This window comes from Ignavibacteria bacterium, assembly GCA_016707005.1.
In the GTDB taxonomy this organism is placed as follows: Bacteria; Bacteroidota; Ignavibacteria; order Kapaibacteriales; family Kapaibacteriaceae; genus UBA10438.
Genome location: JADJIQ010000005.1, coordinates 776312 through 790004 on the forward strand (window position 1 = coordinate 776312; position 13693 = coordinate 790004).

Sequence of the window (13693 nt, forward strand, 5' to 3'; positions counted from 1 at the left end):
TACTATCTCCAGTTAGGAGCTGATATGGCCCTGTTAAACACCTCTAAGCTTACACGCATTGGGGTCTTTTATGACGGGAATTACTTCCTTCACGTGAGCAACTACTACGCGTTCAACCACCCGCGTAACAGTCGCATCAGCCTCAGAGGCCTCCACGAATTCATTCGTGCACAGGTAGGATTGAAGGAAGCAACCGATACAAGACTTTGCCAGATCGTAGACAGCCACTTCTTCCGCGGACGTATCTCTGCGAATGAAGCCCAAACACGCGGCAATCTCCTGTATTATGATCGCGTCTTCGAAGACATCCTTATGTGGGAAGGCGTTATCACGCACTATCTCCCGATCCGAAACTCCGGAGGCAGACGCGAAGAGAAAGGTATTGATGTGTGGATGGCTCTCGAAGCGTATGAGCTAACACTGCTCAAACAATTCGATGTGGTTGTTCTCATTACGTCTGATGGCGACTACGTTCCACTCGTTCGTAAGCTCAACAACCTCGGTGCCCGTGTGATGGTTCTTTCATGGGATTTTGAGTTTGATGACAACGAAGGCAAACACATCGTAACCCGTACCTCTCAGGAACTGCTCGAAGAAGTTACGTATCCGATCTCCATGCACGAACTCATTGAAAATCGTGCCATGCGAAACGATCCTATCATCCAGAACCTCTTCGTCAAGCGTGACGAAGCAGCCACTCGTCAAGTTGTCTACAGTTCCGATGTTGTGGGTGCCGCCCCCCGTCGCGAGATCAGGGAAACACCGCTCATTAGTGACGTACGCGAACCACGTGCTCCGCGTGTTTTAGCAGCTGATTCGGACGTAGCCATTGAAGAACCAACTGGTGAACGGTTTGACAGCTATGTTCTTAGCCTCAAGAATGGGTATGGCTTCATCAAATATCCACCGAACAACCTCTTCTTCCACGCAACGGATCTGTTGAATGCGGACTTCCCGGAGCTGCAAGAAGGCGATCCGGTTGAATTCAGCATTGGCTTCAATCGTGATGGTGATGAAGTTGCAAAGAGCGTAAAACTTATGCTCGACGATGATGTGGTGGAGGACGACGAACAGGGCATCTAAACATGTTCTCATCAAAGCTCCCAGACGTTGGGACCACGATCTTTTCGACAATGACGGCACTCGCCAATGAGGTGGGTGCCGTCAATTTGTCTCAGGGCTTTCCTGACTATCCTGTAGACCCCAGTCTAGCAGACCTTCTCGCCAAGGCAGTTCAGGATGGATTCAATCAGTATGCACCTATGCCCGGCTTACTGTCTCTCCGCGAAGCAGTGGCAGCAAAATATTGGTCGATGTTCAGCATCACTGTTGACCCAGTTCATGAACTCACCATCACTCCGGGAGGTACCGCTGCGTTAGCCACCGCAATTGCTACGGTAGTGAGACCAGGACACGAAGTGATCGTGTTTGAGCCGTGTTATGATTCGTATGCTCCTGCAGTTCGACTCAATGGTGGCATTGTGGTACCGTCCGTACTTGCCGCCCCTTTGTACCGACCAGATTGGGATCACGTACGATCCCTTGTCTCAGATCGTACGGCGATGATCATCGTGAATTCTCCTCACAACCCTTGTGGTTCTACTCTCACATCGGACGACCTCAATGAGCTCGCCGATATCTGTGAGGGATCGAACATCATCGTCCTTAGTGATGAGGTATATGAACTCATTACCTACGACGGAGCTGTTCATAACTCCGTTCTTGCTCATGCTCGACTTCGTGAACGCTCATTCGTCATCACCTCGTTTGGTAAGACGTTCCATATCACGGGGTGGAAGGTTGGATGTTGCGCAGCCCCGCAGCACCTCACGTCGGAGTTTCGGAAGGCACATCAGTTCATTTCCTTCTGCGTCAACACGCCTGCACAGGCGGTCTTAGGAACCTATATGCAAGATCCGTCTTCATATACAGGTCTGAGCACGTTCTTTCAGCAAAAACGAGATCTGTTCAGGGGGCTTCTCAGCGGTTCCAAATGGACTGTACGGCCTTGTACGGGCACCTATTTTCAATTGCTCGGATATGAACAATTCAGCGACGAGCGAGATGTGGATCTGGCACTGCGCCTAACACGAGAGGTCGGCGTGGCATCAATTCCGATATCACCGTTTGTGAGTGATCATCGAGCTCACTCTGATCGTGCCCTACGGTTTTGTTTTGCAAAGAAAGACGAAACGTTGGAACGTGCTGCAGAACGACTTAGGGCTGTGTTAGGCTGACTTCGGAACAACATCGAGTCGTACGGTCTTCGTCGGATCAGCACACTGCTCAATGATCTTCTGCACTGGCTCCATTCCGATCGCCGTATACCTATCGAGCATGGTGTTAGCATAGGCCGGATCGTTCCAAAAGAGCGTAGACCAAGCAACTGTATCGGACACCCCGTTTACTTTTTGCAATTCTGCAGCGAGATTCGTCTTAAGCCGGTTCACTGCGGCGGAACGTCGCTCTTCAGTGAGAACCAAGCCCCGAACTGCCTCATAGATCGCGTCAACAAGTATCTCGGCAGAGGTTTCTTCTTCGGAAGCATACGCATACATCGTCAACAAGGAAGAATGTGCTCTCCTGTCAATGAAAGCACCCACAGTTGAGGCAATACGCTTTTCAGATACTAAACTCCGGTACAATACAGAGCTACGACCCGAACCCAGGATCGTTGATGCGATCTCGGCATCAAGGAGTTCGCTATGTAGAAATCCGGGGAGGTGAATACTCACATAGACCGCAGTCATCGGAACAGCATCGGCAACTACCTGATGTGTTCCATACCGGCGGTAGTTCTCGTCGAAGACCGTACGCTTGATTGGTTCCATTGAATCGCCAATATCACCGTAGTGTTTTTGTGCGAGTTCGATCGCTTGAGGAACATCTACATCACCCGATACACAGAGAACAGCATTGGAGGGATGGTAGAAACGTTCAAAGAAGCCCCTTGCATCATCCATTGACACACCGGAGACATCATCTGCAGATCCGTAAACATCCCAAGAGTAGGAAGACCGAGCGTCGTACGCAATTGCCTGCTGGGCCTTACGCCAGATACCATAGGGCTGATTGAAGACGTTCTGATTGATCTCCTCAACAACCACGCTGCGTTGCGTCTGAAGCGCATGATCCGTGATCCGGAACGAACGCATCCGTTCTGCCTCCAGCCAATATCCCAGCTCGATCTGGTGGGAGGGGAGATCGATGTGATAGGCGGTATAGTCGAAGGTGGTGTAGGCATTGTTTGAACCACCAGCCTTGGTGCAATACACATCATATTGCTTCTCACTCTCAGGCGCTGCGTTGTCGAACATCAAATGCTCAAAAAGGTGTGCAAGACCAGTTTTGCCGGAATGTTCATCGTGAGAGCCCACGCGATACATCACCGTAACGTTCACAACGGGAGCGGTCCTATCAGGACAAATGATCACACGGAGTCCATTGCTGAGACGTGTGTCGTGAATGTCAATGTGTGCCATGTGGTGATAGCCCTGGTGGTCAGTAGTTTCGAATTACGAGGTCGATGTCGTAGGTTGTTTTTTTTAGACCTCACAAACCTACGACACCAATCGAATAGTCATGGACACTCTTCATCTCCTCGAACAACTCATTGCGATCGACTCTCCCACCGGATTCACATCATCAGCTGCTGATTTTATCGAGGAGACGCTGAGATCCTATGGATTCAGCCCCATTCGTACCGTGAAAGGGGCTGTGAGATGCGGATTGGGTCCCGCACCCACACTTGCCCTGGCTGCTCACACAGATACACTTGGGGCCATCGTTTCCGGATTTAACACCAACGGTACTCTCCGTTTCTCACTACTTGGCGGACCACTACTTCCAAGTTTTGAAGGGGGCTACGTACGACTCCACACCCTCGATGGAAAAGTCGTCACTGGAACTCTCCTACTGAATGACCCTTCTACCCATGCCAATAACAAGGCTGCGTCTCTTGAGAGGACACCGGATGGCATGCATATACGGCTTGATGAGTCGGTGAAGACTGCAGATGAAGTCAGAGCACTTGGAATACGAATTGGCGACATCGTTGCCTTCGATCCAAAGTACCAAGCACTACCGAATGGCTTCGTTAAGAGTCACTTCCTTGACAACAAAGCAGGTTGTTATGTTCTCTTTGAGGTGGCGCGGCAGGTTGCTTCTGGTGGTGTGCCCGTTCCTGTTGAACTTTTCTTCAGCACGTACGAAGAGGTTGGTCACGGTGGAGCCCCTTCCTATAGTGAGACTGTGAATGAGCTCTTGGTGATCGATATGGGGGTAGTAGGAGAGAAGCTCGAAGGCTCAGAACAGAAGTGTTCGATCTGCGCCAAGGACTCGGGAGGCCCATACGATTATGGATTTCGGAAGCGGCTGGTTCAACTGGCAGAGAACCAGTCTATTCCGTTCGCTCTGGATGTCTACCCGTTCTATAGCTCTGACGGAACAGCTGCGTGGCGAGCGGGCGTTGATGCTCGTGTGGCACTTATCGGTCCAGGTGTCCATGCATCACACGGCATGGAACGTACTCACGTTGATGGAATGAAGGCAACCGTGGACCTGTGTATGGCCTACATCAACGATACGTTTAAGGGTTGATGATCGTTCGGCACGTTACAGTTCCGTTCGGCTCGTGAACGGTTACAAAGAGTATTCCACGCGAGATCTCGCTGAGATCCACACCGTTGTTGTTGACATTCGTTTCAGCCGAAACCCTTCCGAGGATATCGGTAACACGAACTGTACTTTCAGGACCGAAACCCCTGCAACGCAGAATTGATCCATCAAGAAATACGGTTTCACTGAGTGGGTTAATGTCTTCGTCAACACTCGTCAAAGATTCTGTTTCGAAGGACCATGTAACGGTCCATGGACCGGACTCCGGGTGTCTGACAACGCGAACATGCCAGTAGTAGGTGGTATTGGGATGTAGTCCAGATATGACTGTATCTGCCAGTTGAGTTCTCATGAACACTTGCGTGGTCTTGAAGTCTGGTTCTGTAGATACTTCGATCTCATAACCATCGGCTCCAAGCGCCGTAGTCCATGATAGATCCACCGACCGTGATGCGACGTCGCTTCTGTTCATTGGGCGCGTGAGTGCCGGCTCCTGACAATACTTTGTTGCGATCATGTACTCGCCATATCTGATCGGCGATATCACAAATGTATTTGAGTTGGGAAGCACGGTTGCGTCAACAGCTGAGAATGGCTCATCACCTTCAATGGCTCGGTGGAACAGCTCTACATCTTGCATCTCGATGTTACCGATAAGACGGGAGACATCCAGACGAAGCGAAGCATCGATCGCCGTTGGATCTCCAGCACGCACGGTCCACCGTGTAGGATAGATCAAACAAGGCACATCGGTGAAGAAGAGTAGATTATGGGGCTGGTAGGGATGCCGTTCGATGACCACGGTAGTTGGTGAATAGACCTGCTGTACGTCTACTCTAGCCTTAGTAGTGCTATCATACCACGCGAAGTTGTATGATCCGGCACTATCGATCGTTCTACGATATCCCGTCATACCGGCAGTTGCCTTACGCACTCGATAGGGAATAATGAGGGGCACATCAGTTCTGATCTCTGCATGGATCGTGTTCGAACGATCAACTTCTGTTGCCACCAACCCTGTTGGAGTTGATCCCCATCCAATAAGAATGTTTCCATCAAACAACTCTTGCACACTTCCCATTGTGGGGGCGAACTGCTTCTGTTGTGGCTGAAACTCCCATTGTTTTGTGGCTATCATCTTCTTCTCGTCGAGCTTGTACGAAACAGCGCGAGAGAATGGATAGGGACGCAGGTTTCCATTATCGAACATCATGATGTCGCCATTGCGAGCGCGAAACACCGAGTGTTGATGAGAGAATCCGGAGAAGCCATTCACGTCATCTCCAATGATCGTAAAGTCGCTTCTCTTCGCTGCCTTACCGCCTAGCCGCCACATGATAGCGCCGGTCTTACGATTGATCTTGATTACCTGATCTGTATTGCGACAAGAGACCAAGAAGTTGTCATCAACATCTTCAACAACCGAGTTCACGTGGATATAGTCAATACGTTTATTTCTTACATCAACATCGTCCGTTGATTCATTAGGTCCTACATGGTCTATGGATTTCCATTCAAATGTCTTCCGACCATAACGGTCGAACTCTTGGATAACGGCACCGATCAGGATCGCATAAGGATCTCCACCTGGAATCTCCATCGACATGTCCTTCTGTCGATCTTCGGTCCCGATCACAATAAACCTTCGTCCACGCTCCTGGTAGCCTTCATGAAAGTCCGTCTTGTAGGGGGCGTGTGTACCAAATGTATCGATCGGATTGAGCCTGTCATCGAGAAGGACATACTTCTGGAGGTTTCCGTTGAAATACGTTACGCCACCATACGGCGTAGGTTCAAGGTTCGTTGTTGGGCCAGTCTGAATGGCATGAACAAGAACACCGGCATTATCGATAAAGCCGATAGAATCCGGGTCGATCGAGCTGATCAGGAAGTACCCAGGAGACGGGGCTCCGGGAGTTGCTACATGAACGCGCGAATTAGGGGCATAGATCAGCCGGAGGCTATCGTCTTGGGGGCATGCAAACGATATGAGCAGGGCGAGTGTTGCCAACGTCATCATGCCCGATTAACTGTATGAAGATCAAAACGTTACGGGTGCAGAAGGGGCTGGGGCTTGTTGTTAACAGTGTTTTTACCATGTTACCAACAATCCACATCAAGGTAAGTTGTTGGTATGTAAGGGTATAATGGAATTGAGACCTTGCAAGTACTTGTATGAACAGATCTATCCACGTTTCGTGTGTTATGGTATGAATAAGTGAAGGAAAGATTTGTCTCTCATACATCGGATGTGGACATCAAGAAGAACATATCCCTTGTTATGAGAAAGGGGGGTGGATTACCACAGTGTTATCCCCTCAGCAACGTGCATTGGGGACGGTGCTGCAAGTAGTAATAAATGTTGATGGTTAACGATCCATAAGAGGTGTAAATATCGTTCTGTCCACCGTTTCCACATCATATTATCATCATCTCCTGTCTTTTCTTCTCTTAAAGAAAAAGAAGAAGAGAAGAATGATGAAGAGGTGTTGTGAATTTTGAGTTCTAGAGAATTACCGATGTTCGCATCTCAGATCACATCGAAACCACAGTATTTCTGCAGGCAAGGAGGGATTTGGATGTGACCGTCTTCCGTTTGGTATTGTTCTAGCAACGCCACCAATACACGCGAGGTTGCAAGTCCACTACCGTTGAGAGTGTGAAGGTATTCTGGCTTTGAAGACGCTGATTCTTTATATCTGATATTGGCCCGACGGGCCTGGAAGGACTCAAAGTTTGTGCAAGAGCTCACCTCAAGCCACTTCTGCTCGTATGGAGACCACACCTCAAGATCATATGTTTTGGATCCACCGAACGTCATGTCTCCGCTGCAAAGGAGAAGCACACGATACGTTAGTCCTAATTGCTGAAGGATATACTCTACATTTCCAACCAAACTCTCCAGTTCATCGTAAGAGGTTTCAGGTCGGACAAACTTTACCAGTTCTACCTTGTTGAATTGGTGAACGCGAAGAAAACCTCTTGTGTCTTTACCGTGACTTCCCGCCTCGCGCCGGAAACAAGCTGAATACCCCGCGTATTTCACCGGAAGGTCTGTTCCAGAAATGATCTCATCTCGGTGGAAGTTTGTGATCGGTACTTCGGCTGTAGGGATGAGGTATAGGTCGTCCTTTTCGACGTAAAACATATCATCTTGGCTCTTCGGTAGCTGACCTGTACCCCGGCAAGAATCGGAGTTCACAACAAACGGAGTCATGATCTCCTTGTATCCGTGTAGTTCGGTGTTGGTATCAACAAAGAAGTTGATCAACGCACGCTCCAACCGAGCCCCCTTCCCCACATAGAAGCCAAATCCAGCACCTGTCACTTTTGCCCCACGTTCGAAATCTAGGATGCCGAGTCGACGAGAGATCTCGATGTGGTCTACGTGCCAAGATCTTTCCAAACACTCACCACTACGACGAACCTCAACGTTATCGTTTGCGTCTTTTCCGATAGGCACGGTTGGATGAGCGATGTTCGGGATCATTAGCATGATCGATGAGATATTCTCTTCAACCTCCCGAAGGATCTCATCGAGCTCCTTGATCTTATCTCCAACCTCTCGCATGGACGTTATCATATCGCTAGCATCCGCACCGCTTTTCTTCAGCGCAGATATTTCAAGCGTAACCGCGTTGCGTTTACTTTTAAGCTCTTCTACTTCTTGAATGATCGCTCTGCGTCGTACATCCAGAGCTACCAGCGCATCGATATCGCTGTTGTCATTCTTGTTGATACAGTTTTGCTTAACGAGTTCTGGGTTCTCGCGAACGAGTTTGATATCGATCATGGCGGGGCGTCTAGCGGTTTGATTTGTAGGGAATTGCTACAAATTTACTGTTTACGCAGAGCCCACGCCTTAGCTACCTTCACGAACGGGTAGAATGATGATAGAACGGACCAGATAAATCCGTGCGTGCCATTGAGAATGTTACCCCATACAACGTAGTTCTTGAGAAAGTAGAAGGGGATCATTAGCCCTGTTAAAACTACACTTCTTGATTTACCGGAATTCACGATCTGCTCGGCCGCAATACTCGTGTACCGATTGAATTTCTCTAGGTACTGGGCAAGATCGACATAACTTTCGTGAAGCATTTCACCATCTACTAGACCGATCTCTCCCTCTACCTTGACAGATTCATGCACTTCCGCATCGTCGAATCTGCAGTAATCTGTTCGGAAGAGTCTGATCGGTAGATCACTCGCTCCGTGACCATGTTTGAACGTCCGTCCCAGAAATCGAAAGCGTCGGGTTATTCTATATGCCGTAATGGTAGACGAGCCTTGAAACTCTTTCAGTTCTTGACCAAGTTCTGGGGATATCACTTCATCGGCATCGACTGACAGTACCCACGGGTTGGTGGCAAGAGAGCAGGCAAACTGTTTCTGTTTCCCATATCCCTCAAAGGCGTGGAACACTGGTTCCAGACCTTCCGAACGCACTACATCGAGCGTTCCGTCCGTACTACCACTATCGACCACCACGATCTCGTCCACGTGCCCCTTAAGAGCCCTTAGAACCGATCGTATGGATCGCACCTCGTTCTTACAGATGATCACTGCAGATATGGGTTGGAAGGCTGAATTCATAGAGTTGACAAAACTACATCGCCCCTTGTCACAAAATCCCGAAATTGAAGTTTCTATCTCACCATCCAACACCACTATGTTCCGCCTCACCATATTCCTTTGCCTTTTATGCGGCATTGTTGTCCGCGGTTTGGGTCAGACCCTTACCCCTGTTGAAGTTACAGTGAACACCACACCTTCACCAGGGTTCATCTATATAGCCCCCAACAGCCGTGTTCCTGCTCCTCCCTATGCCCCCTCACTCATTGTCTTAGACAAAGAGGGCGCAGTGGTCAAATCGAGGTTCATACCGGAATACGCTTTTGACTTTCGTGTATTGCCGGACGGTAGACTGGGCTATTCTGTGTTTCAGGCAGCTGGTTCTGGACCACGCGCGTCATCCTCTATTTACCTGGTTGATTCTACTCTTGCCACTCGGGATTCGATCAACGGTGGAAACGGCTACAACCTCGCAATGCACTCCTTCATGGTGTTGCCCAACGGAAATCGGCTTGTGATCATGCAAGAAGATTTGATCGTTGACATGAGTAAGCTGGTGCCTGGTGGCAACCCCGCTGCCTCAGTTCAGCAAATGATCCTACAAGAGGTTGACATTACAGGACGAATCATCTTTCAGTGGAGAGCGTTGGACCATTTTCCCGTGACCGTATCATATGAGTCACTAACCGCTGCTGCCATCCGGTATTTCCATTTGAATGCCGTGGACGTAGACACGGACGGAAACTTCCTGATAAGTGCCCGTCACGCTTCCCTTGTCGCAAAGATCCATCGCACCACCGGAGAGGTGATGTGGGTGTTGGGAGGAAAACTAAATCAGTTTACGTTTGGTGCAGAAAATGGGATCTCAGACCCACCTGAATTCTCTTACCAACACGATATCCGTCGGCTATCTAACGGAAATATCTCGTTGTTTGATAATGGATCACAACGCACTCCACAATGGTCGCGGGGTGTTGAATATCGATTAGATGAGGTCAACAAGACGTGTACTCTCGTATGGCAATATCGTCACACTCCTGATGTGTATGCCGGTGTACAAGGGTCACTTCAGACATTGCCTGATGGACACCGACTTATGGCGTGGGGCTCTGCCTTTGATGATGGAAAGACATTGATCACAGAAGTAGACGCAGCCGGATCACTTGTTTTCGAGGCAAAGCTTCCCAACATGATGTATCCCTATAAAGCTGAGAAGGGGGCATATCCAACAGGTCGTTCTGCTGCAGATGTCCTCATAGACGAGATCCTTCCAACGAACACCTACACCTATACGAACTCAACAGACACAGTTGGTTTAACGGTAACATACCACACGCTAATCTCCTTCTTCTACAACACAACCACGGCAACTCGTTACCAGTGGTCACCGGAGAGTCCGAGATTTGTTGTCAGGCGTGGTGACACCACAGCCCCTTCTTTGCCACCGAAGACCGTTCAACGGTGTAGGGTTACGCTCACTCAAGAGGGAATGGTTGAACATGCCGGCGAGTTCCGTTTCAAAGTTGATCAGTTAGGTATCATCGGTCCGGAACAGACCGTTGTGTTTTACAGAGATTCGATCGGCAAGGGGCCCTTCCGTCAACTTCGTACTCGCTTTAATCCCTCGTCACGTGAACTCGTTGTGGATACAGCGTGGGCTGGTGAGTTCTGTTTTGGTTCTCCTCTAGAAGGACTACCAGGTACTCTTCTCGCGCCACGTCCGATATCACCTATCGCTGGTAAGGCCGTTTTAGCCGGACAAGGTGTGCCACTCCAGATCTCTCCACAGGGAACAGCATCTAGTTTCACATATGACGTAGTAAGTACAGTCAATGGTCTCACTGTGCACGCATCGCAACGAGCGTCAGACAAGGATACTACAGTTGCGCTGATCCCTGGAACATATCACTGGAGAGCCTCTTCCCATTTCAATGCCCCCAACGACACTCTTTCGGTTTCGAGTGAGTTCTCAAACACGGACTCGTTTGTCGTTCGTACTCCCTTTGTTGAAATGGTTGAACCAGCGAGTTCGGTCGTGTGGACACATGACAGTTCATATGTGATCACATGGAATACCAATCTTGTGGGCCTTGCTAGGATTGAGCTACTCAAGGATGGTTCGGTAGTATCTGTCATCCGTGACAGTGTTAAAGCTTCGTCGGGTGGTTTCTTATGGCGGGTTCCTGTTACTGTTCCGGTTGGAACGGGGTATGTCATTAAGGTCCGTACGTTGGATGGTGACAACATTGCAGCAGATGATGTAACGGCTGCGATCGTTGAGATCAGGGAGATCTCAACGAGTGTAGAAGAGGATGTCATGCTGACGAACATCTCTCTCGCACCAAACCCCGCAACCACTACGTTGTTCGTTGGCGGTTCAACTCCAGTTTCACGTATCCAGTTGTTTGCGCTTTCCGGAGAGCTCGTTCGTGATCACGAACTTGTGGGAACAGGCACAACGTTGAACATCTCGGATTTTTCTATTGGGACGTACATCGTCAGACTCTACACTCCACACGGCGTAGTATCAAAGGTACTCTCAATTACACGGTAAACATATTTACAAAATAAGCGGAGGTATGGGGCTTCCCGTACCTCCGCTTTCTTTTTCGAATGCGATCAACGCAGATAGAGTGCTAGGATCGAAACATCGGATGCTGATACACCCGGGATCCGCGAGGCTTGCCCAAGAGAGGTGGGCTTTATTCTCATAAGTTTTTGACGGGCTTCTGTAGAGAGGCTATTGACTCTGGCGTAATCGAACTCACCCGGTATCCTCATCTGCTCTTGTTCCGAGAAACGTTCAACATCTCGATGAAGCTTTTGAATGTACCCTTCATATTTAACTGCGGTCTCTGTTGCGTGAACTACACGCGGGTGTTCTTCAAGAAGTGTGTGGTCTGAAGCTCCTACGAGATCAAGCAGGGGAGAGAGTCGCACCGCTGGCCGCTTTACCAGGTTGTAAAGAGTTGTGGTCTCTGAGATGGAGTCCTCGCCAAAACCATTCAAGAATGGATTGGCAACCTCAGGAGTGATTTTTGCGGTACTCACCTCGTTCGAGAGTCTCTCCGTTAAGCGTCGCTCCCGTTCAAAGCGCCGGTAGATATCCTCTGATACAACGCCAAGTCTCTTTGCATATGGCATGAGGCGATCATAGACTGTGTCAATTCGCAGCAGGAGTCTATACTCGGCAAGTGAGGTGAACACCCGGTATGGTTCTTCTGTGTTCTTGTTTACAAGATCATCGATCATCACGCCGATATACGCCTCAGAGCGTTGCAGTGAGAATGAACCTTCTCCCCGTACGTGAAGTGCTGCATTGATACCCGCGATCAAGCCTTGAGCCGCCGCCTCTTCATAGCCAGAGGTACCATTGATCTGACCGGCAAAGAAGAGCCCCTTGATGGCCTTTGTCTCGAGTCCGAAGGTCAGTTGGTAGGGAAAGAAGAAGTCATATTCAACAGCATAGCCGTATCTCAGAACATTCGCTTGTTCAAGCCCCTTAATACTCTTCAATCCGGCATCTTGGATATCTGTTGGAAGGCTGGTCGAAAACCCGTTCACGTAGACTGTATCAGTGTTCAGTCCTTCTGGCTCCAATACGATCACATGAGAGTCTTTATCTGAAAAACGGAAGATCTTGTCTTCGATAGAAGGGCAATATCTAGGTCCGGCTCCTGTGATAAGCCCCGTGAACATCGGTGAACGAGAAAAGCCATCTCGCATCATGTCATGGGTCAACGATGAAGTTTTCGTTGCAAAACATGCCAGGCTATTCTTCACCTTCTTTGTGTGGAGCGAAAACGGGGTAGGGAATTCATCTCCCAGGTGGGGCTCAAGACCCCTGTAGTCTATGGACCGCTTGTCGATCCTTGGCGGCGTGCCGGTTTTTAGCCTGCCTTTTTCGAGTCCGTGTGCAGTTAGAAGATCAGATATTCTCTCGGCAGGCCGTTCGCCAACACGCCCACCGGCCGTTGCGTCGGTTCCGGTCCACATTACAGCATTGAGAAAGGTCCCAGAGCACAAAATCACTGCCTGGGCTGTGATATGTTCATTCGACTGTGTTCTGACGCCTTTGATGCGGTCGTTTTCGACAACGATCTCTACTACGGTCTCTGATATCACCGTTAGGTTTGGAGTTGACTTTATGGCGTGCTGGGCAAAAAGAGGGTAGAGGTCTTTATCGTTTTGTGAGCGGGGGGACCATACAGCCGGACCCTTAGATGTGTTTAACATCTTGAACTGAATGCCACTCGCATCCGCTATTCTCGGCATTACTCCCCCAAGAGCATCTATTTCCTTGGCAAGATGACCCTTGGCACTTCCCCCAATAGACGGATTACACGATAGGCGACCTATCGTGTTGAAATCCATCGAGATACAACCAACTCTCAGTCCCATTTTTGCAGAAATGATCGAGGCTTCTATGCCGGCATGACCACCACCAATTACGAGAATATCGAAAGCTGAGGGTGAGGAATGTTTCACGTGGAACATTTCA

General features: G+C 49.4%; 9 protein-coding genes. 4 read left to right on the plus strand and 5 right to left on the minus strand.

Annotated elements, in window-relative coordinates:
- Nucleotides 1-24 precede the first annotated feature (24 nt).
- Nucleotides 25-1083, plus strand: a complete 1059-nt coding sequence (locus IPI29_11650) for an NYN domain-containing protein (protein ID MBK7413199.1) — start codon at nucleotides 25-27, stop codon at nucleotides 1081-1083.
- A gap of 2 nt (nucleotides 1084-1085) precedes the next feature.
- Nucleotides 1086-2237, plus strand: a complete 1152-nt coding sequence (locus tag IPI29_11655) for an aminotransferase class I/II-fold pyridoxal phosphate-dependent enzyme (protein MBK7413200.1) — start codon at nucleotides 1086-1088, stop codon at nucleotides 2235-2237.
- Here the strand turns inward: IPI29_11655 and IPI29_11660 are convergent.
- Nucleotides 2229-3482: an insulinase family protein gene (locus tag IPI29_11660; protein ID MBK7413201.1), complete on the minus strand. Its 1254-nt coding sequence runs from the start codon at nucleotides 3480-3482 to the stop codon at nucleotides 2229-2231. The two genes, IPI29_11655 and IPI29_11660, sit on opposite strands and share 9 nt — an antisense overlap.
- A 100-nt stretch (nucleotides 3483-3582) precedes the next feature.
- Here IPI29_11660 and IPI29_11665 point away from each other — a divergent pair, with 100 nt between their 5' ends.
- Nucleotides 3583-4599, plus strand: a complete 1017-nt coding sequence (locus tag IPI29_11665; GenBank protein ID MBK7413202.1) for a M42 family metallopeptidase — start codon at nucleotides 3583-3585, stop codon at nucleotides 4597-4599.
- Here IPI29_11665 and IPI29_11670 read toward each other — a convergent pair.
- From IPI29_11670 to IPI29_11680, 3 genes are all read right to left on the minus strand, one after another.
- Entirely contained in the window at nucleotides 4589-6637 is a 2049-nt protein-coding gene (locus IPI29_11670) for an aryl-sulfate sulfotransferase (GenBank protein MBK7413203.1), read from the minus strand. The two genes, IPI29_11665 and IPI29_11670, sit on opposite strands and share 11 nt — an antisense overlap.
- A 510-nt stretch (nucleotides 6638-7147) precedes the next feature.
- Nucleotides 7148-8410: a serine--tRNA ligase gene (gene serS, locus IPI29_11675; GenBank protein MBK7413204.1), complete on the minus strand. Its 1263-nt coding sequence runs from the start codon at nucleotides 8408-8410 to the stop codon at nucleotides 7148-7150.
- Nucleotides 8411-8454: 44 nt separating this feature from the next.
- Nucleotides 8455-9213 (minus strand): glycosyltransferase family 2 protein, encoded by a 759-nt coding sequence (locus IPI29_11680; GenBank protein ID MBK7413205.1) that lies wholly within the window; start codon nucleotides 9211-9213, stop codon nucleotides 8455-8457.
- 76 nt (nucleotides 9214-9289) lie between these two features.
- Between IPI29_11680 and IPI29_11685 the strand changes: the two genes are divergently transcribed.
- Nucleotides 9290-11746, plus strand: coding sequence for an aryl-sulfate sulfotransferase (locus tag IPI29_11685; GenBank protein ID MBK7413206.1), 2457 nt, complete (start codon nucleotides 9290-9292; stop codon nucleotides 11744-11746).
- A gap of 65 nt (nucleotides 11747-11811) precedes the next feature.
- On the opposite strand, the gene mnmG is transcribed toward IPI29_11685, so the two are convergent.
- Nucleotides 11812-13689, minus strand: a complete 1878-nt coding sequence (gene mnmG / locus IPI29_11690) for a tRNA uridine-5-carboxymethylaminomethyl(34) synthesis enzyme MnmG (protein MBK7413207.1) — start codon at nucleotides 13687-13689, stop codon at nucleotides 11812-11814.
- Between the last annotated feature and the right edge of the window lie 4 nt (nucleotides 13690-13693).

Bases quoted from the DNA above. Each gene is read 5' to 3' on its own strand.
- IPI29_11670 (MBK7413203.1), bottom strand. From the start codon at position 6,637: ATGATGACGTTGGCAACACTCGCCCTGCTCATATCGTTTGCATGCCCC.
- serS (MBK7413204.1), bottom strand. From the start codon at position 8,410: ATGATCGATATCAAACTCGTTCGCGAGAACCCAGAACTCGTTAAGCAA.
- IPI29_11680 (MBK7413205.1), bottom strand. From the start codon at position 9,213: ATGAATTCAGCCTTCCAACCCATATCTGCAGTGATCATCTGTAAGAAC.
- IPI29_11665 (MBK7413202.1), top strand. From the start codon at position 3,583: ATGGACACTCTTCATCTCCTCGAACAACTCATTGCGATCGACTCTCCC.
- IPI29_11685 (MBK7413206.1), top strand. From the start codon at position 9,290: ATGTTCCGCCTCACCATATTCCTTTGCCTTTTATGCGGCATTGTTGTC.
- IPI29_11655 (MBK7413200.1), top strand. From the start codon at position 1,086: ATGTTCTCATCAAAGCTCCCAGACGTTGGGACCACGATCTTTTCGACA.
- mnmG (MBK7413207.1), bottom strand. From the start codon at position 13,689: ATGTTCCACGTGAAACATTCCTCACCCTCAGCTTTCGATATTCTCGTA.
- IPI29_11660 (MBK7413201.1), bottom strand. From the start codon at position 3,482: ATGGCACACATTGACATTCACGACACACGTCTCAGCAATGGACTCCGT.
- IPI29_11650 (MBK7413199.1), top strand. From the start codon at position 25: ATGGCCCTGTTAAACACCTCTAAGCTTACACGCATTGGGGTCTTTTAT.